This is a genomic window from Kitasatospora sp. NPDC048239 (assembly GCF_043202015.1).
GTDB lineage: Bacteria > Actinomycetota > Actinomycetes > Streptomycetales > Streptomycetaceae > Kitasatospora.
Genome location: NZ_JBICZP010000001.1, coordinates 455,912 through 479,422 on the forward strand (window position 1 = coordinate 455,912; position 23,511 = coordinate 479,422).

The 23,511-nt window shown below is 71.3% G+C and carries 21 protein-coding genes and 2 riboswitches; of the genes, 13 read left to right on the top strand and 8 right to left on the bottom strand.

The features are described 5' to 3' along the window. Positions 1-254: 254 nt before the first annotated feature. Positions 255-1,232: a carbohydrate kinase family protein gene (locus ACGFZP_RS02005; protein WP_392927611.1), complete on the top strand. Its 978-nt coding sequence runs from the start codon at positions 255-257 to the stop codon at positions 1,230-1,232. Here the strand turns inward: ACGFZP_RS02005 and ACGFZP_RS02010 are convergent. Then, entirely contained in the window at positions 1,225-2,670 is a 1,446-nt protein-coding gene (locus ACGFZP_RS02010; RefSeq protein WP_392927613.1) for a cysteine desulfurase/sulfurtransferase TusA family protein, read from the bottom strand. The genes ACGFZP_RS02005 and ACGFZP_RS02010 overlap by 8 nt on opposite strands. Positions 2,671-3,007: 337 nt before the next feature. Between ACGFZP_RS02010 and coxB the strand changes: the two genes are divergently transcribed. The 4 genes from coxB (at position 3,008) to ACGFZP_RS02030 (ending at position 7,465) form a co-directional block, all read left to right on the top strand. Then, positions 3,008-3,862, top strand: a complete 855-nt coding sequence (gene coxB / locus ACGFZP_RS02015) for a cytochrome c oxidase subunit II (protein WP_392927614.1) — start codon at positions 3,008-3,010, stop codon at positions 3,860-3,862. Then, on the top strand, positions 3,859-5,637 hold the full coding sequence (gene ctaD / locus ACGFZP_RS02020) for a cytochrome c oxidase subunit I (protein ID WP_392927616.1): 1,779 nt from the start codon (positions 3,859-3,861) through the stop codon (positions 5,635-5,637). Before coxB ends, ctaD begins: the two co-directional genes overlap by 4 nt. Next, entirely contained in the window at positions 5,637-6,035 is a 399-nt protein-coding gene (locus ACGFZP_RS02025; protein ID WP_387940344.1) for a cytochrome c oxidase subunit 4, read from the top strand. Before ctaD ends, ACGFZP_RS02025 begins: the two co-directional genes overlap by 1 nt. A 167-nt stretch (positions 6,036-6,202) precedes the next feature. Continuing rightward, positions 6,203-7,465: an Ig-like domain-containing protein gene (locus ACGFZP_RS02030; RefSeq protein ID WP_392927617.1), complete on the top strand. Its 1,263-nt coding sequence runs from the start codon at positions 6,203-6,205 to the stop codon at positions 7,463-7,465. Between the two features lie 17 nt (positions 7,466-7,482). Here the strand turns inward: ACGFZP_RS02030 and ACGFZP_RS02035 are convergent, their stop codons facing one another. From ACGFZP_RS02035 to ACGFZP_RS02055, 5 genes are all read right to left on the bottom strand, one after another. Continuing rightward, entirely contained in the window at positions 7,483-7,866 is a 384-nt protein-coding gene (locus tag ACGFZP_RS02035) for a GntR family transcriptional regulator (RefSeq protein WP_392927619.1), read from the bottom strand. Between the two features lie 104 nt (positions 7,867-7,970). Beyond that, the gene (locus tag ACGFZP_RS02040; protein WP_392927620.1) at positions 7,971-9,635 is read right to left on the bottom strand and encodes a cytochrome bc complex cytochrome b subunit; all 1,665 of its coding nucleotides are present in this window, start codon (positions 9,633-9,635) and stop codon (positions 7,971-7,973) included. Further along, the gene (locus tag ACGFZP_RS02045) at positions 9,632-10,690 is read right to left on the bottom strand and encodes a Rieske 2Fe-2S domain-containing protein (protein WP_392927622.1); all 1,059 of its coding nucleotides are present in this window, start codon (positions 10,688-10,690) and stop codon (positions 9,632-9,634) included. Before ACGFZP_RS02045 ends, ACGFZP_RS02040 begins: the two co-directional genes overlap by 4 nt. Before the next feature lie 8 nt (positions 10,691-10,698). Then, entirely contained in the window at positions 10,699-11,508 is an 810-nt protein-coding gene (locus tag ACGFZP_RS02050) for a c-type cytochrome (RefSeq protein ID WP_392927623.1), read from the bottom strand. A 187-nt stretch (positions 11,509-11,695) separates the two neighbouring features. Next, positions 11,696-12,316, bottom strand: a complete 621-nt coding sequence (locus ACGFZP_RS02055; RefSeq protein WP_387940355.1) for a heme-copper oxidase subunit III — start codon at positions 12,314-12,316, stop codon at positions 11,696-11,698. 393 nt (positions 12,317-12,709) lie between these two features. Between ACGFZP_RS02055 and ACGFZP_RS02060 the strand changes: the two genes are divergently transcribed. From ACGFZP_RS02060 to ACGFZP_RS02070, 3 genes are all read left to right on the top strand, one after another. Continuing rightward, on the top strand, positions 12,710-13,135 hold the full coding sequence (locus ACGFZP_RS02060) for a hypothetical protein (protein ID WP_392927624.1): 426 nt from the start codon (positions 12,710-12,712) through the stop codon (positions 13,133-13,135). A 119-nt stretch (positions 13,136-13,254) separates the two neighbouring features. Beyond that, positions 13,255-14,331, top strand: coding sequence for an anthranilate phosphoribosyltransferase (trpD, locus tag ACGFZP_RS02065; protein WP_392927627.1), 1,077 nt, complete (start codon positions 13,255-13,257; stop codon positions 14,329-14,331). Between the two features lie 106 nt (positions 14,332-14,437). Continuing rightward, positions 14,438-14,555: riboswitch (SAM riboswitch) on the top strand. A 51-nt stretch (positions 14,556-14,606) separates the two neighbouring features. After that, positions 14,607-15,971, top strand: coding sequence for an aminotransferase class V-fold PLP-dependent enzyme (locus tag ACGFZP_RS02070; protein WP_392927628.1), 1,365 nt, complete (start codon positions 14,607-14,609; stop codon positions 15,969-15,971). 9 nt (positions 15,972-15,980) lie between these two features. On the opposite strand, the gene ACGFZP_RS02075 is transcribed toward ACGFZP_RS02070, so the two are convergent. Further along, a complete protein-coding gene (locus tag ACGFZP_RS02075; RefSeq protein WP_392927630.1) occupies positions 15,981-16,262 on the bottom strand; it encodes an Lrp/AsnC ligand binding domain-containing protein in 282 nt (93 codons plus the stop codon). Between the two features lie 41 nt (positions 16,263-16,303). Then, positions 16,304-17,086: a rhomboid family intramembrane serine protease gene (locus ACGFZP_RS02080; RefSeq protein WP_392927632.1), complete on the bottom strand. Its 783-nt coding sequence runs from the start codon at positions 17,084-17,086 to the stop codon at positions 16,304-16,306. Positions 17,087-17,321: 235 nt separating this feature from the next. Here ACGFZP_RS02080 and ACGFZP_RS02085 point away from each other — a divergent pair, with 235 nt between their 5' ends. From ACGFZP_RS02085 to ACGFZP_RS02105, 5 genes are all read left to right on the top strand, one after another. After that, positions 17,322-17,585 (top strand): hypothetical protein, encoded by a 264-nt coding sequence (locus ACGFZP_RS02085; RefSeq protein WP_392927634.1) that lies wholly within the window; start codon positions 17,322-17,324, stop codon positions 17,583-17,585. A gap of 131 nt (positions 17,586-17,716) precedes the next feature. Then, positions 17,717-19,186 carry an NYN domain-containing protein gene (locus ACGFZP_RS02090; protein WP_392927636.1) on the top strand — a complete coding sequence of 490 codons (1,470 nt, stop codon included), beginning with the start codon at positions 17,717-17,719 and terminating at the stop codon, positions 19,184-19,186. A gap of 211 nt (positions 19,187-19,397) precedes the next feature. Continuing rightward, positions 19,398-20,438, top strand: a complete 1,041-nt coding sequence (locus tag ACGFZP_RS02095) for an NlpC/P60 family protein (RefSeq protein ID WP_392927637.1) — start codon at positions 19,398-19,400, stop codon at positions 20,436-20,438. Between the two features lie 370 nt (positions 20,439-20,808). Continuing rightward, positions 20,809-20,965: riboswitch (cyclic di-AMP (ydaO/yuaA leader) on the top strand. Positions 20,966-20,975: 10 nt separating this feature from the next. Continuing rightward, complete coding sequence (locus tag ACGFZP_RS02100) at positions 20,976-22,139, top strand: NlpC/P60 family protein (protein ID WP_392927638.1); 1,164 nt, start codon at positions 20,976-20,978, stop codon at positions 22,137-22,139. Positions 22,140-22,366: 227 nt separating this feature from the next. Continuing rightward, the gene (locus tag ACGFZP_RS02105) at positions 22,367-23,431 is read left to right on the top strand and encodes an NlpC/P60 family protein (protein WP_392927639.1); all 1,065 of its coding nucleotides are present in this window, start codon (positions 22,367-22,369) and stop codon (positions 23,429-23,431) included. Positions 23,432-23,511: the final 80 nt, after the last annotated feature.

A 23,511-nucleotide genomic window follows, 5' to 3' on the forward strand; every position in this document is an offset into this window, starting at 1 on the left:
GCATCATCGGCCATCGCTCCGATCCACCGTGCCGTGGCCGTGGCGCCACGGTCCTGTGAGGGCTCGAACCGGCCCCTGTCAGCGACCCTAGGCCGCCCGTCGGGCCGCCACCAGGGCTACCCGGAGGTAGTACACCTTCGAGCCCCGGCAGTGCCGAAAGAGGCGGTCTTGCTGCCGCCCGCCCCCGGCCCGGTACCGTGGGTGGGTTCGCCCCCGCTGTCCAGTGGCATGCCGCCATCCTGAGGAGACCTTCCGTGCGTATCGCCGTTGCCGGCTCGATCGCGACCGACCACCTGATGACGTTCCCCGGTCGCTTCGCCGACCAGCTCGTCGCCGAGCAGCTGCACACCGTGTCGCTGTCCTTCCTGGTCGACACCCTCGACATCCGTCGTGGCGGTGTCGCCCCGAACATCGCGTTCGGCATGGGCGTCCTCGGACTGCGCCCGATCCTGGTCGGCGCGGCCGGCGCGGACTTCGCCGAGTACCGCGGCTGGCTGGAGCGCAACAACGTGGACTGCGAGTCCGTCCACATCTCCGAGACCCGGCACACCGCCCGCTTCATGTGCACCACGGACGAGGACCACAACCAGATCGCCTCGTTCTACACCGGTGCCATGGCGGAGGCCCGCAACATCGAGCTGAAGCCGGTCGTCGACCGCGTCGGCGGCCTGGACCTCGTGCTGATCGGCGCCGACGACCCGCAGGCGATGGTCCGCCACACCCAGGAGTGCCGCACCCGCGGCTACGCCTTCGCCGCCGACCCCTCCCAGCAGCTGGCCCGCCTGGAGGGCGACGACATCCGCGACATCGTCGACGGCGCCGCGTACCTGTTCACCAACGAGTACGAGGCCGCGCTGATCGAGAGCAAGACCGGCTGGGACGCCGACGAGATCCTCACCCGCGTCGGCACCCGGGTCACCACCCTGGGCAGCAAGGGCGTCCGGATCGACCGCAAGGGCGAGGCCCCGGTCGTGGTCGGCTGTGCCCCCGAGGAGACCAAGGCCGACCCGACCGGCGTCGGCGACGCCTTCCGGGCCGGCTTTCTGGCGGGCCTGTCCTGGGACCTGGAGCTGGAGCGCTCCGCCCAGCTCGGCTGCATGCTCGCCACCCTGGTGATCGAGACCGTCGGCACCCAGGAGTACGAGCTGCGCCCGAACACCTTCCTGGCGCGCTTCGAGGCCGCCTACGGCGCCGAGGCCGCCGCGGACGTCCGCGCGCACCTGGTCAAGTAGTCCGCCGCACCAGGTAGGCCGAGCCCCGGTCGCCGCCGAACTCGGCGGCCGGGGCCTCGCCCGCGTACTCCTGCCCGCGCATCCCGCACCAGGCGGGGATGTCCAGCCGGGCGGCCTCGTCGTCCGCCAGCACGGCGATCGTCCCGCCCAGCGGCACCGCGCCGATCCGCTTCGCCAGCTCGATCACGGGCAGCGGGCAGCGCTTGCCCAGTGCGTCGACCACGGTGACCGGCCCGTCCGCCCCGGGGCGCTCCTCCTCGGCGCCCCGCGGCGCCGCCGGCGACGGCAGGTCCAGCCCCAGCGGGGCGCGGATCCCGTCGACGATCCCGGGCAGCACGGCGAGGAAGCGCTCGACGTCGGCCTCGGCCGCGTCGAACGGCAGCGAGACCCGGATGTTCCCCTCGGTGAGCACGCCCATCGCGGCCAGCACATGGCTCGGCGTCAGCGTGGAGGAGGTGCAGGAGGATCCCGAGGAGACGGCGAAGCCGGCCCGGTCCAGCCCGGTCAGCAGCACCTCGCCGTCGACGTACAGACAGGAGAAGGTGACGAGGTGCGGCAGCCGCCGCGCCGGGTCGCCGACCACCTCCACCTCGGGCACCAGCTGCGGCACCCTGCTGCGGATCCGCTCGACCAGGGCGTGCAGGCGGGCGTTCTCCCGCTCGGCCTCGGCCCGGACCGCGCGCAGCGAGGCCGCCGCGGCGACGATCGCCGGGACGTTGACGTAGCCGGGGACCCTGCCGCCCTCCCGTTCGTCGGCCGGCAGCGGCGAGGCGTACCGGACGCCCTTGCGCACCGCCAGCACCCCGACCCCGGCCGGCCCGCCCCACTTGTGCGCACTGGCCGTCAGCAGTGACCAGCCGCCCGGCACGTCCAGCCGCCCGGCGCTCTGCGCGGCGTCCACCAGCAGCGGGACGCCGCCGCACAGCCCGGCCACCTCGGCCACCGGCTGGACCGTCCCCACCTCGTGGTTGGCGGACTGCAGCACGGCGAGCGCGGTGTCCGGCCGCAGCGCGGCGGCGAAGCCGTCGGGGGAGACCCGGCCGAGCCGGTCCACCGGGACGACCGAGACGCCGCCGCCGGCCGCCTCGTGCCGCTCGGCGGTGTGCAGCACGCTGGAGTGCTCGACGGCGGAGTGCACCAGGTGCCCGCCGCGCCGCCGGTTGCCGGCCAGCGCACCCAGGACGCCCAGCTGGACGGCCTGCGTCCCGCTCGCCGTGAAGGAGATCTCGTCGGCCCGGGCGCCCAGCACCCCGGCCACCGTCTCGCGGGCGGCGTCCAGCAGCATCCGGGCCTGCCGCCCGGAGCGGTACAGCCGGGCCGGGTCGGCCCAGCCCTCGTCCAGGGCGGCGGTCAGCGCCTGCCGCGCGACGGGGTGGAGCGGTGCGGTGGAGGCCACATCGAAGTACACGCTCACATTTAACGACACTCCCGGGTGCATTCCGGCCGCCGCGCGCTCTCACCGTCCGTCAGTCGATCACCCCGAATGTCCGTTTCATCCGCGTCCGACGGACCGTCACCCACGTTGTCCGAGGTCATCCCCCGATCGGGCGTACGGGCCTCGAATGGCTACGATGACCTGCGGCGCAGCCCTTGCGGGGCCTGATCGGGCGACCGGGCGGCGCGTTACCGGGACCTGCCCGTCAGCAGCGCATAAGGCTGGAGTAGGGTTTGGCCCGCATAAGCATTCAAACCGTGCCCGTGGACGGGTCGCCGGGGAGGCTCACAATCCTCCTCGGGGCGACGCGAAGGCGGGCGAGACTTCGGGAAGGCGCTACGTGAGTCCCAACGGCTCCGACCGCTCGCCGCGGCGCACGATGCGGCGGAAGCTGCCTCAGGCGCTGGCACTGGGCCTCGTCATCGCGACCGCTACCGGCTGCTCGGCCAACGACCTCCCCAGGCTTGGCCTCCCGAGTCCCGTCACCGAGGAAGGGCCCCTGGTCCTCCACATGTGGCAGGGCTCCTGGATCGCGGCTCTGGCAGTGGGCGCACTGATGTGGGGTCTGATCATCTGGAGCGTGATCTTCCACCGGCGCAGCCGCAGCGGTGTGCAGATCCCTCCGCAGACCCGGTACAACGTGCCCATCGAGGCGCTCTACACCGCGGTCCCCATCATCATCGTGTCGGTTCTCTTCTACTTCGTCGCCCGCGACGAGTCGAGGCTGATCTCCGTCTCCGAGAAGCCGCAGCACACCGTCAACGTGGTGGGCTTCCAGTGGAGCTGGGCGTTCAACTACGAGAACACCGAGAACCCCGACCCGGCCAACAAGGACGCGGCGTACGACGTGGGCACCCCCCAGGAGGAGCCCACCCTGTACCTGCCGGTCAACGAGTCGGTGCTGTTCCGGCTCACCTCGCGGGACGTCATCCACGACTTCTGGCCCATCAACTTCCTGATGAAGATGGACGTCGTGCCGGGTGTGGTGAACCAGTTCGAGGTCACCCCGAACGTCAAGGGCGAGTACCGGGGCAAGTGCGCCGAGCTCTGCGGCGTCGACCACTCGCGCATGCTGTTCAACGTCAAGGTCGTCGACCGCGCCGAGTACGACAAGCACCTGGCGGAGCTCCGGGCCAAGGGTCAGACCGGCGCGTTGCCCTCCGGCATCACGACCATGGGAAGTGAAGAGAAGTGACCATCCTCAACGAGCCCGCCGCGGCCGGCGGGGGCGCCGGGGCCGTCACGGTCGGCGGGGCGCAGCGGACCCGGAAGCCGGGTTCGACCATCATCAAGTGGCTGACGACCACTGACCACAAGACGATCGGCACCCTGTACCTGGGCACGTCGTTCGCCTTCTTCCTGATCGGCGGCATCCTCGCCCTGGTCATGCGCGCCGAGCTGGCTCGTCCCGGGACCCAGATCCTGTCGAACGAGCAGTTCAACCAGGCGTTCACGATGCACGGCACGATCATGCTGCTGATGTTCGCGACGCCGCTCTTCGCCGGGTTCGCGAACTGGATCATGCCGCTCCAGATCGGCGCCCCGGACGTGGCGTTCCCGCGTCTGAACATGTTCGCGTACTGGCTGTACCTGTTCGGCTCGACCATCGCGGTGGCCGGCTTCGTCACCCCGCAGGGTGCGGCCGACTTCGGCTGGTTCGCCTACTCCCCGCTGTCGGACGCCGTCCGCTCGCCGGGCATCGGCGCCGACATGTGGATCATGGGTCTGGCCTTCTCCGGCTTCGGCACGATCCTCGGTGCGGTCAACTTCATCACCACGATCATCTGCATGCGCGCGCCCGGCATGACGATGTTCCGGATGTCGATCTTCGTCTGGAACGTGCTGCTGACCGCGGTCCTGGTCCTGCTGGCCTTCCCGGTCCTGGCCGCCGCGCTGTTCGCGCTGGAGGCGGATCGAAAGTTCGGGGCACACGTCTTCGACCCGGCCAACGGCGGGGCGCTGCTGTGGCAGCACCTCTTCTGGTTCTTCGGCCACCCCGAGGTGTACATCATCGCGCTGCCGTTCTTCGGCATCGTGTCGGAGATCATCCCGGTCTTCAGCCGCAAGCCGATGTTCGGCTACTCCGGCCTGATCGCGGCCACCATCGCGATCGCCGGTCTGTCCGTGACGGTGTGGGCCCACCACATGTACGTCACCGGGCAGGTGCTGCTGCCGTTCTTCTCCTTCATGACCTTCCTGATCGCGGTCCCGACCGGTGTGAAGTTCTTCAACTGGGTCGGCACCATGTGGAAGGGCTCGCTGAGCTTCGAGACCCCGATGCTCTGGACGGTCGGCTTCCTGGTCACCTTCCTCTTCGGTGGTCTGACGGGCGTTCTGCTCGCCTCCCCGCCGATCGACTTCCACGTCTCGGACTCGTACTTCGTCGTCGCCCACTTCCACTACGTGGTCTTCGGCACCGTCGTCTTCGCGATGTTCGCCGGCTTCCACTTCTGGTGGCCGAAGATGACCGGCAAGATGCTCGACGAGCGCCTGGGCCGGATCACCTTCTGGACGCTGTTCATCGGCTTCCACGCCACCTTCCTGGTCCAGCACTGGCTCGGCGCGGAGGGCATGCCCCGCCGCTACGCCGACTACCTGGCCTCGGACGGCTTCACCACGCTGAACACCGTCTCCACCATCGGCTCGTTCCTGCTCGGTCTGTCGATCCTGCCGTTCCTCTACAACGTCTGGAAGACCGCCAAGTACGGCGAGAAGGTCGAGGTCGACGACCCCTGGGGCTACGGCCGTTCGCTGGAGTGGGCGACCTCCTGCCCGCCGCCGCGGCACAACTTCACCACCCTGCCCCGGATCCGCTCCGAATCCCCGGCCTTCGACCTCCACCACCCGGAGATCGCCGCGCTGGACTACCTGGAGAACCACGGTGAGCCGGCCAAGCACTTCGCCGGTGTGACCCCGGTGAAGTACGACAACCCGCAGCTCGGCAAGGGTAAGAAGGGTGGGGACGCCTGATGAAGGAACAGGGCAAGATCTTCCTGGGCTTCGCGGTCTTCATTCTCGCGATGGCCATCACCTACGGCCTCTGGTCGAAGGAGCCGGCCGGTACCACCGCGCTGTTCCTCTCCTTCGGTCTCTGCGCCTTCATCGGGTACTACCTCGCCTTCACCGCCCGCCGGGTGGACAGCGGCGCCGGTGACAACCCCGAGGCCGAGGTCGCGGACGACGCCGGCGAGCTGGGCTTCTTCGCCCCGCACAGCTGGCAGCCGCTCTCGCTGGCCATCGGTGGCGCGCTCGCCTTCTGCGGCGTGATCTTCGGCTGGTGGCTGCTGTTCTGGTCGATCCCGGTCATCCTGGTCGGCCTGTACGGCTGGGTCTTCGAGTTCTACCGGGGCGAGAACCAGAACCAGTAGGTCCTCCCCCTCGCACAGGGCCGGGCATCCCGCACGGGATGCCCGGCCCTGTTGCGTCCGCGGAGTGAGGGCCTCACTCCAGTGGTCCAACGGCGGGTCCCCCGGATGTCGCTCACCCTGAGCCGTTCCTACGATCTGATCAATCGTGCGAACCCTCGGAGGCGGTCATGGCCGACAGGCGTGGAATCGCAACCATCGGCGGCATCTCGCTGACCCTCGCAGTGCTGGCCCCCCTGGCCGCCTGCTCGTCCGACGGCCCCGACGACACGGTGGGCGCCGTCCACCGGGTCGACGCGGCGCCGCTGGTCCACCTCTCCGCGGAGGGGAAGGTGGACCCCTCCCAGTCCGTCACCGTGACGGCCGTCCCCGGCAGCCGGCTCACCGACGTCACCGTGGTCGGCCCGGACGGCAGGGTCGTGGCAGGCGTGCTCTCCGAGGACCAGCGCAGCTGGCAGACCACCGGGCGGCTGAAGGCCGCCGCCGACTACACCGTCCGGATCGCCGCGGACGACGGCAAGGGCGGCCGGGGCGAGACCACCGCCGGCTTCAGCACGGTGGCCGCGCAGCGCCTGCTCACCGCCAAGCTCGGCCCGGACTCCTCCGGCAGCGGCGTCTACGGCGTCGGCCAGCCGCTCACCGTCCAGCTCTCCGAGGCGGTAAAGGACCCGCAGGCCCGCCAGGAGGTGGAGCGGGCCCTGACCGTCACCTCCCAGCCCGCCGTCACCGGCTCCTGGTACTGGGTGGACGACAAGAACCTGCACTTCCGGCCGGAGGACTACTGGCCGGTCGGCACCTCCGTCGCGCTGGCCTTCGATGGCACCGGCAGCCGGATCGCGGACGGCCTCTACGGCGGCGACCGCGCCGCCCTGGCCGTGCGGATCGGCGAGCGGGTGGAGACGGTGGTCGACGCGGGCGCCCACGAGCTCACCCTCAAGCGCAACGGCGAGGTGGTCCGGACCCTCCCGGTGACCACCGGCAAGCCCGGCTTCGACACCCGCAACGGGATCAAGGTGGTGCTGGGCCAGGAGCGCCAGGTGCGGATGAGCGGCGAGACGATCGGGATAGCCGCCGGCAGCTCGGAGTCCTACGACCTGAACGTCGAGTGGGCCACCCGGGTGACCTGGAGCGGCGAGTACGTGCACGCCGCCCCCTGGTCGGTGGGCGCGCAGGGCGTGGCGAACGTCAGCCACGGCTGTACCGGTATGAGCACCGAGAACGCCAAGTGGTTCTACCAGAACACCCGGGTCGGTGACCTGGTGACGGTGGTCAACAGCCAGGGGCCGGGCATGGAGCCCTTCGGCAACGGCTTCGGGGACTGGAACGTCACGTGGGCCGACTGGGTCAAGCACAGCGCCCTGGGGCAGCCCGTGAACACCACCGTGCCGCCCTCCCAGTCCCGGGCCACCGGGATGATCCGCCCCGAGCTCTGAGGCCCGCTCAGGCCCGCTCAGGCCTCCTCGCCGGCCTCCTGGTAGGCCAGCCCCAGCGCGGTCGCCACGGCCGCGAGGGCGTCCGCCGACGACACGCCGAGACGCCGGGCCCGCTCGGCGTACTCGGTGGCGGCCGCCGCGGCCAGCCGGTGCGCGGTGTCCCCGGTGGCGGCGATCAGGGTGCCGCGCCGGCCGTGGGTCTCCACCACCCCGTCCGCCTCCAGCTCCCGGTAGGCGCGGGCCACCGTCCCCGCGGCCAGGCCCAGCTGTTCGGCCAGCGCCCGGACGGTCGGCAGCCGCAGCCCGGTCGGCAGCCCCCCGCTCCGGGCCTGCTCGGCGATCTGCTCCCGGATCTGCTCGTACGGGGGAGTGGCGGCGGCGGGGTCGACGGACAGCTGCACGGGAGGCTCCTGAGGGGCGGTCGGACGGGGAAAGCCCGAGGGCCGCCGACCAGTGGAACTCTGGTCGGCGGCCCTCGGGGGTGACGCTTGGGGTGCGTACGGGATCAGTGGTGGCCGTGGCCGCTGGTGATCTCGTGGTGCTCCTCGGCGGTGGGCTTGGCGATCTGGCTGCCCTCGCCGAAGTAGCCGCGGGAGAGCTTCGCCCGGGTACGGGTGAGGATGCCGGCCTTGCGGGCCACGCCGTTCTCGTCCGTCTCGGCCGGGAGCTCGAACGGCTCCGGCTGCTCGTGCGAGGTGAGCGTGTGCAGGTCCTTCTGCGGCAGCTGCGCGTGCACCTCGATGAACTCGCCGTGCGGCAGGCGCTTGATGACGCCCGTCTCGCGGCCGTGCAGCACCTTCTCCTTGTCCCGGCGCTGGAGGCCGAGGCACCAGCGCTTGGTGATGATGAAGGTGAGCACCGGGATCACGAAGAACCCGACCCGGACGGCGTACGTGACGTCGTTGAGCGACAGGTGCAGGTGGGTGGCGAACAGGTCGTTGCCACCCGCGATCAGCAGCACCAGGTACAGGCTGATCCAGGCCGCGCCGAGCCCGGTGCGGACCGGGGCGTTGCGAGGGCGGTCCAGGATGTGGTGCTCGCGCTTGTCGCCGGTGATCCAGCCCTCGATGAAGGGGTAGGCGGCGATGGAGACCAGCACCAGCGGGAAGACCACCATCAGCGGGATGAACACACCCATGTTCAGGGTGTGGCCCCACAGGCTGATCTCCCAGCCCGGCATGATGCGGATCAGGCCCTCGGAGAAGCCCATGTACCAGTCCGGCTGGGCGTCCGTGGACACCTGGTCGGGGCGGTACGGGCCGTACGCCCAGATCGGGTTGATCGAGGCGACCGCCGAGATGGCGGCGATGACGCCGAACACCAGGAAGAAGAAGCCACCGGCCTTGGCCATGTAGACCGGCATCAGCGGCATGCCGACGACGTTCTTCTCGGTCTTGCCCGGGCCCGCCCACTGGGTGTGCTTGTGGTAGAAGACCAGGATCAGGTGGGCCGTCAGCAGGCCCAGCATGATGCCCGGGATCAGCAGCACGTGGATGGTGAAGAACCGCGGCACGATGTCGTGGCCGGGGAACTCGCCGCCGAACAGGAACATCTGGACGTAGGTGCCGATCAGCGGGGTCGCCAGGACGGCGCCCTCCATGAACCGGATACCGGTGCCGGACAGCAGGTCGTCGGGCAGCGAGTAGCCGAAGAAGCCGTCGAACATGCCCAGGACCAGCAGCAGGAAGCCGAAGACCCAGTTGATCTCACGCGGCTTGCGGAACGCGCCGGTGAAGAACACGCGCAGCATGTGCACGAGCATCGCGGCCACGAAGACCAGCGCGGCCCAGTGGTGGATCTGGCGGACCAGCAGGCCGCCGCGGATCTCGAAGCTGATGTCCACCGTCGACGCGTACGCCTCGGACATCGGGATGCCCTTGAGCGGGACGTACGAGCCGTCGTAGATGATCTCGCCCATGCTGGGCTTGAAGAAGAGCGTCAGGTAGACGCCCGTCAGGATGATGATGATGAAGGTGTAGAGGCAGATCTCGCCCAGCATGAAGGACCAGTGGTCCGGGAAGATCTTCCGCAGGTTGGCCTTGGCGAGGGAGTAGATCCCCAGCCGGCCGTCCGTCCAGTCAGCAGCCTGCTCCCACTTGTTGGCGGGCTTGGCACGCGTGCTGCCGGTCGGCTTCGCGGCACCGGAGGTGGTGCTGCTCGCGCTACTCATCGAGCACGCTCCCAGTAGCTCGGGCCGACGGGCTCGTCGAAGTCGCCGGTGGCGACCAGGAAGCCCTTCTCGTCAGTGGTGATCTTCAGCTGCGGCAGCGGGTGGCCGGCCGGGCCGAAGATGACACGCGCGCCGTCCGCCAGGTCGAAGGTCGACTGGTGGCAGGGGCAGAGCGCGTGGTGCGTCTGCTGCTCGTACAGGCTGATCGGGCAGCCGACGTGGGTGCAGATCTTGGAGTAGGCGAGGATGCCCTCGAAGCCCAGCTCCCGGGACTTGTCGTCCTTGATGTCGTCTGGCGAGATGCGGACCAGCATCAGGGCGTCCTTGGCGATCTGCTGCTGGAAGTCCTCGTCGTGGGTGTGCAGACCCTGCGGCATGGCGAAGGTCAGCGAGCCGACGGTGATGTCCTCGGCCTTCATCGGCAGGTTGGTGTTCATGTTGATGAGCGCCAACGGCTCCGCCGGGGTGGCCTCGGCCCACCCGGTGTGCTCCAGCTTGTCCTCGGGCAGCGGGCCCAGGTCGCGCAGCAGCACGACACCGGAGAGCGGCACCAGGGCCATCGAGCCGATGAGGGTGTTGCGGATCATCTTGCGGCGGCCGAAGCCGGACTCGGCGGCGCCGGTCCTGAACTGCTCGATGACGTCCGCGCGGACCTCGTCGTCGGCCTCGATCGGGTGGCGCTCGGCCGGGATCTCGTGGTCCGACATCAGGGTGCGGGCCCAGTGGACCGCACCCGCGCCGATGCAGAACAGCGCGACACCGAGCGTCATGCCCAGCGCGAAGTTCATCGCGCTGATGTTGCCCAGCGGCCAGACATAGACGATCTTGTCCGGGTCGATGGCCACGTAGGAGGCGATGAAGCCCACCGTGGCGAGCATCGAGACCACGAACATCAGCGAGACCTGGCGCTCCGCGCGCTTGGCGGCCCGCTCGTCGATGTCGGTGCGACGCGGTTCGTGGGCCGGCAGGCCCGGGTCGGCGAACGGATCGCCCTGGGCGGCCACCTCGTGGTGCCCGGCGGAGCCGTGCGACTCCGGAAGGTTCTCTTCTGACATGTCCTGGCTCATGACTTCTTGGCCTTGGTGGTGTGGGCGGCGACCCAGATCGCGACCGCGATGAGCGCGCCGAGACCGAAGATCCAGCCGAACAGGCCCTCGGTCACGGGACCGAGGCTGCCGAGCGTGAGACCACCGGGGTTCGGCTCATCGTTGGTGGTGTGGCGGACGAAGGCCACGATCTGCTTCTTCTGCTCCTCGGGCATGGTGGTGTCCGGGAACGACGGCATGTTCTGCGGGCCGGTCTGCATGGCCTCGTAGATGTGCTTGGCGTCCACGCCCTCCAGCGACGGGGCGTACTTGCCCTGGGTCAGGGCACCGCCCTGGCCGGCGAAGTTGTGGCACTGGGCGCAGTTGGTGCGGAACAGCTCGCCACCCTTGGAGATGTCCTCGGGGTTGGTCGAGGTGTACTGCTCCGAGGTCGGCGTCACCGGGCCGGGGCCGAGCGAGGCCACGAAGGCGGCCATCTGGTCGATCTCGGCCTGCGAGTAGATGTTCTTCTTGCTCGGCACCTGGGCGCCGGGCTGCTGGGCCGGCATGCGGCCCGTCGCGACCTGGAAGTCGACCGCGGCGGAACCGACGCCGACCAGGCTCGGACCGTCGCTGCTGCCCTGGCCGTTCAGGCCGTGGCAGGAGGAGCAGCCCACGGCGAAGAGCTTCTTGCCCTCATCGATCGCGAGCGACTGCGCGGCGACGTCGGCCTGCGCCTTGTCGGCGGGCGCGAACGCGGCGTACAGCCCCCCGGTTGCCGCCAGGGCGAGAAGTAGGACGACCAGCGCCGCCAATGGGTGGCGCCGTCGTGCGGAGAGCTTTTTCACGGAATAACCCCGGTGTCAGGATCTGGTCGACTGGTGGGTGCACCCGGCGGCCGGTCTGGCCGGCACGAGGCTGCCTGTTCTAGGGCTGCGCGCGCGGTCGGTCGGTGGGAGCGTCGCCACCGGCAAATCGGGCCGTCGCCGGTGAGGGCGGGACCCGGGGCCGGTGGCCAGCGACCTGATCAGCTGGTTACTTGATCAGGTAGATGGTCGCGAAGAGGCCGATCCACACGACGTCGACGAAGTGCCAGTAGTACGACACCACGATCGCGGCGGTGGCCTGCTCGTGCGTGAAGCGCTTGGCTGCGTACGTCCGTCCCAGGACCAGCAGGAAGGCGATCAGACCACCCGTCACGTGCAGACCGTGGAAGCCGGTGGTCAGGTAGAACACCGTGCCGTACGGGTCGGAGGACAGCGAGAGGCCGTCCTTCTTGACCAGCTCGGTGTACTCGAAGACCTGGCCGCCGATGAAGATCGCGCCCATCACGAAAGTGATGACGAACCACGAACGGAGCTTCTTCACGTCCCCGCGCTCGGCGGCGAACACGCCGAGCTGGCAGGTCAGTGAGGAGAGCACCAGGATCGTGGTGTTGACCGAGGAGAAGGGCACGTTGAGGGCGTGCGCCTTCTCGCTCCAGAACTCGGCTCCCTTGACGGAGCGGAGCGTGAAGTACATCGCGAAGAGGGCCGCGAAGAACATCAACTCGGAACTGAGCCAGACGATCGTTCCGACGCTGACCATGTTCGGCCGGTTGACCGATCCGTGCGCGTGCCCGGTTTCTACTGCTGTTGCTGTCGCCACGACGGACATTATGTCGGTCCCTTATTCCGTCTTCACGCCGGGGGGTGTCCCTCGGAGTGTCCGGTGCGTGCGGTATGCCCCCCTGGGGGCCGACGGGGCCTCCGGATAGTGGCTGAGCAGCGGCGTGTCCCTTTTCTGACGGTTCCTCGGAGGGCCCTACGACCCTGATGCCCTGCGTGTCGCTGCACCCCTCCAGGGCCCGCCGGGGCTATGGGGGAGGCCGGATATCGGCCGTACGGGTGGAGTGCGCGGGTCGGGGTGACGGGGTGTCCTCCGCTCGGGTGAGCCGTGGGCGCGGCGGCTTGAGAACGATCGCGCGGGACGGCCTCGGCGGCGGGGGAACGGGAGTAGCATCCGGATCAGGCGAACGTGGTCCGGATCACACTTGAGGGAGCAGGGTCCATGGCGTACACGACCGACGAGACGCTCACCGTCCTCGTCTACAGCGATGACCGCAACACCCGTGAGCAGGTGCTGACGGCGCTCGGCCGGCGGCCCGCGTCGGATCTGCCGGAGCTGTCCTACCTGGAGTGCGCGACCACCCCCGCGGTGCTGCGCGCGCTGGAGAAGGGCGGAGTGGACCTCTGCATCCTGGACGGCGAGGCCGTCCCGGCCGGCGGGCTCGGGCTCGGGCGGCAGCTGAAGGACGAGATCTACGGCTGCCCGCCGGTGCTGGTGCTGATCGGCCGGCCGCAGGACTCCTGGCTCGCGGCCTGGAGCCGGGCGGACGCGGCGATCTCCCGCCCGGTGGACCCGATGGCGCTGGCCGAGGCCGCGGCGACCCTGCTCCGGGCCCGGTTGGAGAAGCGCGCCCCGGCCGCTCGCTGAGCGCCGTCTCATTACTAGAGAAGTAGGGCCAGGGCGGGCCGGGGGCACCCCGCCGCTCGATAGGCTGACTCCAGTCCCGGGGACACCCCCCGGGGAACCGAGCAGAGCTGGAGTCGGCCATGGTGAACGTGAACCCTGCGAACGGCGGCAACGACCCCGTGCAGGTGGTCCGCACCTGGCCGGACATCCTGACGGCGCTGCTGCGCGGTGAGGACCTGGACCGGGCCGACACGGCCTGGGCGATGGACCGGATCATGAGCGGCGAGGCCTCCCCGGTCCAGATGGCGGGCTTCATGGTGGCGCTGCGGGCCAAGGGCGAGACGGTCGACGAGATCGTCGGCCTGGTGGACTCGATGTACGCGCACGCCGAGCCGCTGTCCATCCCCGGTCCGGCGGTGGACATCGTCGGCACCGGCGGCGACCGGGCGAAGACCGTCAACATCTCCACCATGGCCGCGATCGTCGCGGCGGCGGCCGGCGCCAAGGTGGTCAAGCACGGCAACCGGGCGGCCTCCTCGGCGAGCGGCTCCTCGGACGTGCTGGAGAAGCTGGGCGTCAACCTGGACCTCTCCGCCCGGCGGGTCGCGGAGGTCGCCGAGGAGGTCGGGCTGACCTTCTGCTTCGCGGCGAAGTTCCACCCCGCGATGCGGCACACCGCCCCGGCCCGCAGCGGCCTCGGGGTGCCCACCGCGTTCAACACCCTCGGCCCGCTGACCAACCCGGCCAAGGTGACCGCGCACGCGATCGGCTGCTTCGACACCCGGCTGGCCGGGCTGATCGCCGGGGTGCTGGCCCGGCGCGGCGCCAGCGCACTGGTGTTCCGGGGTGACGACGGCCTCGACGAGTTGACCATCACCACCACGTCCCGGGTCTGGATCGTGCGCGACGGCGCCGTCACCGAGACCGTGTTCGACCCGCGCGACCTCGGCATCGAGCTGGTCGGCATCGAGGCGCTGCGCGGCGCGGACCCGGCGTACAACGCGGAGGTGGCGCGCCGGCTGCTGGCCGGGGAGCGCGGGCCCGTCCGGGACGCCGTCCTGCTGAACGCCGCGTCGGCGCTGGTGGCGCTGGACCTGACCGACGCGCCGCTCGTCGAGCAGCTGGCGGTCGGCCTGGAGCGGGCCGCCGCGGCCGTCGACTCGGGCGCCGCCCAGGATGTGCTGAAGCGCTGGTCGGAGGCCACCAGCCGGGTGTGAAGCGATGGTTGGGGCCCGCGCCGGACAGTCGGTGCGGGCCCTTCGGCTTGTCCGAATGGCGGACCCCTGTTTGACCATCGGGTGGACGCGACCTAGAGTCGTGCCAGGTCATGAGTGACAGCGACAAGCCCCAGCTTGCTGTCCGGCAACCCTCCTTCCGTGGCGGGGTGCCCTGGGTGAGGACCGGGTCACGTGGCGAACCGTCCGCGTGGCAAGCGCGGACACCCGGCATACACGCACTCCCGGGGTCCTTGACCCCGAAGGAGTGCATCCCCATGTCCGTCACCACCGAAATCTGCGCCCCGCTCGCCGTCCTCGGCCAGGACGTCGAGGTCCCGCTGGCCAGCGGCGAGAAGGTCACCTACGCGGCACTGGACTACGCCGCCAGCTCGCCGGCGCTGCAGCGGGTCTGGGACGACGTCGCCGCCTACGCCCCCTACTACGGCAGCGTGCACCGCGGCGCCGGGTACCTCTCCCAGCTCTCCACCGACCTGTTCGAGCAGAGCCGCCGGACCGTCACCGCGTTCCTGGACCTGCGCGAGGGCGACCAGGTGGTCTTCACCCGGGCCACCACCGACTCGCTCAACCTGCTGGCGGGCGCCGTCCCGGCCGGCACCCGGGTGTTCGCCTTCGAGACCGAGCACCACGCCTCGCTGCTGCCCTGGCGGCACGCCGGTCTGGAGGTCGACTACCTGCGGGCCCCCCGCTCGCACGCCGAGGCGGTCGCCGCGCTCGACGCCGCGCTGGCCGAGGCGCCCGAGGGCCCCAAGCTGCTCTGCGTCACCGGCGCCTCGAACGTCACCGGGGAGCTGTGGCCGGTCGCCGAGCTCACCCGGGTCGCGCACCGGCACGGCGCCCGGGTGGTGCTGGACGCGGCGCAGCTGGCCCCGCACCACCGGGTCTCGGTGCGCGAGCTGGGCGTGGACTGGATCGCCTTCTCCGGACACAAGCTGTACGCGCCGTTCGGCGCCGGGGTGCTGGCCGGCCGGGCCGACTGGCTGGACGCGGCCGAGCCGTACCTGGCCGGCGGCGGTGCCACCCGCACGGTGGCCCGGGAGGCCGACGGCTCGGTGGCCGTGCAGTGGCACACCGGCCCGGCCCGGCACGAGGCCGGCTCGCCGAACGTGATCGGCGTCTACTCCATCGCCTCCGCCTGCCGGGCGCTCACCGAGGCCGGCTTCGACGCGCTGGAGGCCCGCGAGCAGCAGCTGATCGACCGGCTCAAGGCGGGTCTGGCGGACGTCCCGCAGGTCAAGGTGCTGAACCTGTTCGGCGCGGACTCGGCCCGGGTGGGCGTGCTCTCCTTCGTCGTCCAGGGCTGGAACAGCTCGCACTTCTCGGCGGCGCTCTCCGCCGAGTACGGCATCGGGGTGCGCGACGGCCTGTTCTGCGCGCACCCGCTGGTGCGGACCCTGCTCGGGGACGAGGACGTGGCGCCGTCCGAGTGCGGGGCGCCGGAGCCGTCGCTGCCGGGCGAGCGCAGCCTGAACGCGATCCGGGTCAGCTTCGGCGCCGGGACCCCGGACGAGCACATCGACCGCTTCCTGACCGCCGTCCGCGAGCTGGTCACGGACGGCGCGGCCTGGACCTACCGCAACGAGGGCGGCCGCTGCGTCGCCGACAGCCGCCGGGACGCCTAGAGAGAGGCCCTAGCCGTCCAGGCCGAGGGCGAAGGCGGCCTCCAGGTCGTGCTGCGAGTAGGTGCGGAAGGCGATCTGGGTCTCGGTCTGGGCCACCCCCGGGACCTTGTTCAGCCGGCCGGGGATCACCTCGGCCAGGTCGTCGTGCCGCCGTACCCGCACCATCGCCACCAGGTCGTAGCCGCCGGTCACCGAGTAGACCTCGCTGACACCCTCGATGGCCGCGATCGCCTCGGCGATCTCCGGGATGCGGTCGACGCTGGTCTTGATCAGGACGATGGCGGTGATCACTTTTCGGGCTCCTTTGTGGGGTCCCGCCAGCGTATCGGGCGTCAGTCGGGGCGTCGCGGGGGGCGGGTGGCCAGGGTGCAGGCGTAGAGGAAGCCGGCCGAGAAGCCGATGACGTGGACGAGGTAGGCGACGCCGGGGCCCGCCGAGTGGACCGACCACCACTGGAGGGCGAACCAGAGGCCGAGCACCAGCCAGGCCGGGAACCGCAGCGGAAGGAAGAGCAGCAGCGGGACGAGGGTGGTCACCCGGGCGCGCGGGTGCAGCCGCAGATACGCGCCGAGCACCGCGGCGATCGCCCCGGAGGCGCCGATCAGCACCCGGGTCGAGTCGGCGGAGTGCGCCTCCGCGAGCGCGTAGCCGTAGGTGGCCAGCGAGCCCGCCGCCAGATAGAAGAGGGCGAAGCGGCCCCGGCCCAGCCGCTCCTCCACGGTGGCGCCGAAGACCTGGAGGAAGAGCAGGTTGCCCAGCAGGTGCAGCCAGCCGGCGTGCAGGAAGAGCGCGCTGAGGACCGACAGGGCCGGGTGCTTGCCCGGGGTGGGGGCGGCCGGACAGCCCGGCACCGGATCGGGGGCCTCGGCCAGCTGCTCGGCGTCCAGCGGTCGCCCGGCCAGCAGTTCGACCGGTACCGCTCCCCAGCGCTGCTCGTACCGCTGCTCGGCGCAGACCCGGCTCTGGCCGGTCCCGTAGAGCGGGTTGAGCCCGGCGGCCGGACCGCACAGGAAGACCAGGGTGTTGAGCGCGATCAGGGCGTAGGTGACGGCGGGACGACGGCCGGCCGGGCGCCCGCCCAGTGCTCCGGTGTGGTCCAGGACCGGGATCGCCATGCGGCCCAGCATCGCGCCGCCCGGCGCGGGCGGCACCGCGCGGTACGGCATGTGGCGTAGGGCCCGTCCGGCCGGTCCGGCGGCGGAAGCGCACCGGGGGATCGCCCTGACCGGTGGTCGGGACGGTTGCCCCAGGCAATAGGCTTGGGGCGGGCATTCCCGCCTCCCGCCGCCGACGCCGGGGCCTCGGGGGGAGCGCCTGAGCCCATCCAGGGACCACCCGAGAGGACCCCCGATGACCGTCCCCGCCCTGACCGCCGAGACGCGGTGGCGCTGCACCCTGTGCGGCAACCTGACCCGCTTCGACGTGACCCGCACCGCACGGGTGACCGAGTTCCTGCACTTCGACCTGGCCGGCGACTCCAAGGTCGAGGAGACCGAGGTGCACAGCGAGACCGTCGAGTCGGTGCGCTGTCGCTGGTGCAACGCGGTCGACCAGGTCGAGCTGGTGGCCCGCCCGGGTGCCGAGGGCCCGGAGGCCCCCGCCGAGCAGGCCTGACGCCCGACCCGTGTGGTGGGCGGTGCGCGGCGCGGCCGTCCACCGCACGGGACAATGCAGACAGAGTGCACGGAGTGTGACGCGGGCGGCAGCGGGCCGTACCCCGCTGGACGAGGATCGGAGCCGAGGACGTGGTGGACGCAGCGAAGGAGCCCGCCGGGCCGCAGCGGCAGCCCGCTGTGGACGGGCGGGCGCCGGACGCGGTCGAGGCCGTCCCGCCCGGTGCGGATGCGTCGGCCGAGGCGGCCGCCGCGGACGAGTCCGGTGGTGACGAGTCGGCGGCAGGACGCTCCGAGCGGCTCGACCGGCCGCTGCCCGAGGGTGTCCGGCGCCGGGTGGTCGGCCTGGCCGCCGACGCGCTCGGCGGGCTGCCCGCCGCGGAGCTCCCGCAGTCCCTGCGTCAGTACGCGAAGTTCACCCCGGCCCGGCGGGCCAAGTACGCGGCCACCGCGCTGGCGGCCGCGCTGGAGTCCGAGCCGGCCTTCCGGGTGCGGATAGCGGAGCGGCTGCGGCTGGGCCAGCCGGATCTGGTCAAGGCGCTGGAGTCGGGCAGCGTCCCCGGCGCCGCCGACCCGATGGACGTGGCCGCCGCCGCCTACCTGGTGCGCTCGGCGGGTTGGAGCCGACTGGTCGCCGAGGCCGGCGAGCAGGCCGAGCGGGCCGGCGCCGAGGGCGCGGCCGCCGAGGCGGGCCGACTGGTGGAGAAGCTGCAGGCGGAGCTGGCCGAGGTCAGGGCCGCCGCGCGGGTCGACCTGGACCGGCAGCGGGCCGAGTCCGAGGACGTCCGCAAGGAGGCCGACTCGCTGCGCAAGAAGGTGCGTTCGCTGGAGAGCGACACCCGCCGGGCGCAGGCCGAGACCCGCCGGGTGGCCGCCGAACTGGAGGCGCTGAAGGCGCAGACGGCGGCCGAGCGCGGCACGGGCGAGAGCGAGGCCCGGCGGCTGCGGCACCGGATCTCCGAGCTGGAGACCGCCGCCGAGCAGGGCCGCCGCTCGGCCCGCGAGGGCCGCAGCGTCGAGGACATGCGGCTGAGGCTGCTGCTGGACACCGTGCTGCAGTCGGCCCAGGGCCTGCAGCGGGAGCTGGCGCTGCCGGTCTCGCAGATCCGCCCGGCGGACCTGGTGGAGGCGGTGGTGCCGAGCTCGGCCTCGCCGCACGACGTGGCCCGGCGGGGGCTGGCGGAGGACGACCCGGCGCTGCTGGACCAGCTGCTGGCGATCCCGCAGGTCCACCTGGTGGTGGACGGCTACAACGTGACCAAGACCGGCTATCCGGCGCTGCCGCTGGAGCAGCAGCGGATCCGGCTGCTGGGCGGGCTGGCCATGCTGGCCCAGCGCACCCAGGCGGAGGTCACCTGTGTGTTCGACGGCCAGGACCTGGACGTCCCGGTGATCATGGCGCCGCCGCGCGGGGTGCGGGTGCGGTTCAGCCGGACCGGGGAGACGGCGGACGAGCTGATCCGCCGACTGGTCAGGGCCGAGCCGCAGGGCCGTCCGGTGGTGGTGGTCTCCACCGACCGGGAGGTCGCGGAGGGCGTGCGGAAGGCGGGCGCGCGCCCCGTCGCCTCCGTCCTGCTGCTGAACCGGCTGGCCCGACCCTGAGCCCTGCAACGGCCGGGGAGAGCGGAGTGACGCCTGGTCAGCCGCCGGTTTGCGAGGGTGTGGCGGTCTTGTGAAGTCATGGCGGTGGACGAGGGTTCACGCCATCGGGGGAGTGGCGCAAAGCCGTGATCTTCACTAGGGTCTGGCGTCAAACCTATTTTCCGGATTCTCACTCAATCGGGTGAGGCCGATGGAAGAAGGAGCAGTCCCCTTGGCCTCCCACCGCCGTCCCAAGCAGGCGAGCCGCGCGCGGATCTCCGTGCTCACCGCCGCCGCAGCGACCGCGGTCGCCCTCTCCGCCCAGGTCAGTGCCCACGCTGCGCCCAACCCCTCCAAGAAGGAGGACGTGAAGGCGCAGATCGACCAGCTGAACGAGGAGCAGGAGCAGGCGGCGGAGAAGTACAACGGCGCCAAGGAGCGGACGGACCAGCTGCGCAAGCAGGCGGACCAGCTCCAGGACCAGGTGGCCCGGGGCCAGGACCAGATGACCCAGCTTCAGGCCGGCCTGGCCGAGGTGGCGGGTGCGCAGTACCGCACCGGGGGCATCGACCCCTCCGTGCAGCTGATGCTCTCCTCCGACCCGTCCGGTTACCTGGACAAGGCCTCCAGCGTGCAGCAGGCCAGCTCCAGCCAGGCCGAGGCGCTCAAGGGGCTGCAGGACCAGCAGCGCCGCCTGGACCAGCAGAAGACCGAGGCCGCGGCCGTCCTCGCCTCCCTGGACAACACCACCAAGGAGCTGAACCAGGCCAAGGCGGACGTCAACCAGAAGCTCAGGGACGCCCAGGCGCTGCTGAACTCGCTCAGCGCCGCCGACCGGGCCGCCCTCAAGGCCGCCCAGCAGCAGACCGACCGCGCCTCGCGCGACGCGGCCCGGGCCGACCTCGGCACCCTGCCGCAGGCCTCCGGGTTCGCCGGCGCGGCCGTCACCAACGCGATGAGCAAGCAGGGTTCGCCGTACGGCTGGGGCGACGTCGGCCCGAACACCTTCGACTGCTCCGGGCTGATGGTCTGGGCGTACGGGAAGGCCGGCGTCTCGCTGCCGCGCACCTCGCAGGCGCAGGCCAACTACGGCTCGCGGGTGCCCTCGCTGGCCGAGGCCCAGCCGGGCGACCTCATCATCTACCGCGACGACCGCAGCCACGTCGGGATGTACATCGGCAACGGCATGGTGGTGCACGCGCCGCACACCGGTGACGTGGTCAAGGTGATGAAGGCCGACGCGATGAAGATCAACGCGATCCGCCGGGTCTGACGATCCTTCGGGCATTGCAGGGCCAATGCCCTGCAATGCCTTCAATTCGGACATTTACTGACGGACCGACACGCCCACTCCCATGTCGGGCTCCTGTGATGTGGAACACGCCATCGACGGGGCCGGTCGACCACATGGTGAGAATCGATCAGCTCCGCGTATGCCGGCGATCACGCCCGGTCATATTCACAAATGAACTTGGGACTTGTTCCGTCTTTTTTCTGACAAGGATTTGAACGGATCACGGTTCTGTCACTAGGGTCGGGATTCGAACCACCGCACAGTCGATCACCCACTCAGGGTGGCGGCGGGGGTTACCGCCGAGTTCGTGAAGCAGCGGGGCAGGTCTTCTGCCCGACGGGGAGCCCAGTAGTCGGGGGCGCTGTGGACCGGAGCCGGGGAACCACACGTTCCTCCGGGGTGAATCGGCGCCAGGTCGACCGGTGGAACGGTCGGTGAGGCGTCGTAGGGCACGCTTCCAGCCCGAACCCGTCAGCTCACCCGGTAGGCGGATGTAGGAAGAAGGAGTCCGCCTTCGTGGCGTCCCATCGTCGTCCCAAGCCCGCCGGCCGCGCCCGCGTCTCGATCCTGACCGCCGCCGCCGCCGCGGCCGTCGCCCTCTCCGCGCAGTCCGGTGCCCACGCCGACCCGACGCCGACCAAGGACCAGGTCAAGGAGCAGGTCGACCAGCTCAACGACCAGGCCGAGGTCGCCACCGAGAAGTACAACGGTGCGCAGGCCAAGCAGCAGGAGCTGCAGAAGCAGGTCGGCGAGCTCCAGGACAAGGTGGCGCGTCAGCAGGCCTCGGTGACCGAGGCCCAGGGCGGCCTCGCCGAGCTCGCGGGCGAGCAGTACCGCAACGGCGGCATATCGCCGACCGTCCAGCTGATGCTCTCGACCAGCCCGGACAACTTCCTCAACCAGGCCGGCGCGCTGACCCAGGCCAGCAGCACCCAGTCCGGTGCGCTGAAGGACCTGCAGGAGCAGCAGCGCAGGCTCGACCAGGACCGCAACGAGGCTCAGGGCAAGCTCGGCGAGCTCGAGGCCACCACCCAGCAGCTGAAGGCGTCCAAGGAGGACGTCCAGGCGAAGCTGGCCAAGGCCCAGGACCTGCTCAACACGCTGACCGAGCAGGAGCGCGAGGCGCTGCGCCAGGCCGAGATCAAGGCCGCCGCCGACGCGAAGGCCAAGGCGGACGCCGCCAAGGCCGAGGCGAAGGCGAAGGCGGACGCCGAGCGGGCCTCCCGCGACAGCGCCCCCCGCAGCGACATCGGCGCGCCGTCCGCGCCGGCCTCCCCGGTGGCCAAGCCCGCCGCGCCGGCCAAGCCGGCCGCGCCCGCCGCCAACAGCTCGCGCGCCGCCGCCGCGATCGCCGCCGCCGAGAGCAAGCTCGGTGCCCCGTACGTGTACGGCGCCGCCGGTCCGAGCTCCTTCGACTGCTCGGGCCTAACCAGCTGGGCGTACGCCCAGGCGGACGTGTCGCTGCCGCGCACCTCGCAGGCGCAGGCCAGCGCCGGCACCCGGATCGGCTCGAACATCGCCGACGCCCAGCCGGGCGACCTGGTGATCTTCTACAACGACAACCACCACGTGGGCATCTACGTGGGTGGCGGCCAGGTCATCCACGCCCCCAAGCCGGGTGCCTCGGTCCGCTACGAGGCGGCCTCCAACATGCCGGTCTCCGTCATCGTGCGCCTCTGATCCCCGATCGGCTCCGACGGGCCCGGCCTCCCCTCGCGGGAGGCCGGGCCTGCGGCTTTTCCGGCGGGTCGAGCTGATGTCCGATTAGGGGTCAAATATTCGGGTTGGGAGGGGTTTGGACTCGATCGCCGGGACTCGCTAACGTCTGCCACCGGACTCCCGCTTCCCGAGCCGCCCGTTCCGGGGGTGGCGGCGGGGCCGGACCGCAGGATTGGAACCGCCACCGCATGGCCGTGCACCGCCGTCCCCAACTGTCAGGTGTACACGTCCTCGCCCGTGCGCTGGTGCTCACCGCGGCGGCCACCACCGCGCTGGGCGTGACGGCCGGCGGCAGCGCCCAGGCCGCCCCGGGGCCGCCGGACGGGCCGTCGAGCCGCAAGGACGTCAAGGCGCAGGTCGAGCAGCTGTACGAGGAGGCCGAGCAGGCCTCCGAGAAGGTCAACGCGGCCCAGGACGTCCAACAGCGGCTGCAGGGCGAGACCGGCGCCCTCCAGCAGCAGATCGCCGTCGCCCAGGACGAGCTCAACCAGCTGCGCGGCGACCTCGCCACCGTCGCCGGCGCCGAGTACCGGGGCGGCGGCATGGCGCAGACCGTCCAGCTGATGCTCTCCACGAACCCCGAGGGCTACCTCACCAAGGCCCGCACCCTGGACCTGGCCGCCGAGCGGCAGAACGAGACGCTGCACGAGGTGGTGGCCCGTCAGCGCCGGCTGGACCAGCGGCGCACCGAGACCTCCGCCAAGCTGGCCGAGCTGGAGCAGACCCGGCGCGCCCTCGCCGAGAGCAAGCAGCAGATCCAGCAGCGGCTGGGCAAGGCGCAGCGGCTGCTCAACAGCCTGGGGGCCACCGAGCGGGCCCGGATGGCGGCGCAGGACGCCCGGGAGGCCGAGCAGCGCGCCACCCGGGGGACGGACCGGCTCGACCTCGGGACGGCGCCGCCCGCCTCCGAGCGGGGGGCCGCCGCGCTGGCGGCCGCGGTGCGGATGATCGGTTCGCCCTATGTGTACGGATCCACCGGCCCCCGCGCCTTCGACTGCTCCGGTCTGATGTACTGGAGCTGGCGGCAGGCCGGAGTGACCCTGCCGCGCACCTCGCAGGCCCAGGCGTCGGCCGGCCAGCGGGTCAGCATCTCCGACGCGCGACCGGGAGACCTGGTGATCTTCTACCGGGACATGCACCACGTCGGCATGTACGCCGGCGGCGGGGTGATCGTGCACGCCCCCTACCCGGGCGCCAAGGTCCGCTACGAGAGCGTCAACGCGATGCCCGTCGCGGGGGTGGTCCGGCTCTGAGCCGTACCGATCCGACCCGGGCCGACGGCGCGGAGGGTGCCGACGGCGTCGCGGAGGGCTCCGCGGGCGTCGCCGATGCC

Excerpts from the sequence above, each read along its gene's own strand:
- ACGFZP_RS02010 (WP_392927613.1), bottom strand. The coding sequence starts at position 2,670 with ATGCACCCGGGAGTGTCGTTAAATGTGAGCGTGTACTTCGATGTGGCC.
- ACGFZP_RS02025 (WP_387940344.1), top strand. The coding sequence starts at position 5,637 with ATGAAGGAACAGGGCAAGATCTTCCTGGGCTTCGCGGTCTTCATTCTC.
- ACGFZP_RS02030 (WP_392927617.1), top strand. The coding sequence starts at position 6,203 with ATGGCCGACAGGCGTGGAATCGCAACCATCGGCGGCATCTCGCTGACC.
- ACGFZP_RS02040 (WP_392927620.1), bottom strand. The coding sequence starts at position 9,635 with ATGAGTAGCGCGAGCAGCACCACCTCCGGTGCCGCGAAGCCGACCGGC.
- ACGFZP_RS02045 (WP_392927622.1), bottom strand. The coding sequence starts at position 10,690 with ATGTCAGAAGAGAACCTTCCGGAGTCGCACGGCTCCGCCGGGCACCAC.
- ACGFZP_RS02055 (WP_387940355.1), bottom strand. The coding sequence starts at position 12,316 with ATGTCCGTCGTGGCGACAGCAACAGCAGTAGAAACCGGGCACGCGCAC.
- ACGFZP_RS02060 (WP_392927624.1), top strand. The coding sequence starts at position 12,710 with ATGGCGTACACGACCGACGAGACGCTCACCGTCCTCGTCTACAGCGAT.
- trpD (WP_392927627.1), top strand. The coding sequence starts at position 13,255 with ATGGTGAACGTGAACCCTGCGAACGGCGGCAACGACCCCGTGCAGGTG.
- ACGFZP_RS02070 (WP_392927628.1), top strand. The coding sequence starts at position 14,607 with ATGTCCGTCACCACCGAAATCTGCGCCCCGCTCGCCGTCCTCGGCCAG.
- ACGFZP_RS02080 (WP_392927632.1), bottom strand. The coding sequence starts at position 17,086 with ATGGCGATCCCGGTCCTGGACCACACCGGAGCACTGGGCGGGCGCCCG.
- ACGFZP_RS02085 (WP_392927634.1), top strand. The coding sequence starts at position 17,322 with ATGACCGTCCCCGCCCTGACCGCCGAGACGCGGTGGCGCTGCACCCTG.
- ACGFZP_RS02105 (WP_392927639.1), top strand. The coding sequence starts at position 22,367 with ATGGCCGTGCACCGCCGTCCCCAACTGTCAGGTGTACACGTCCTCGCC.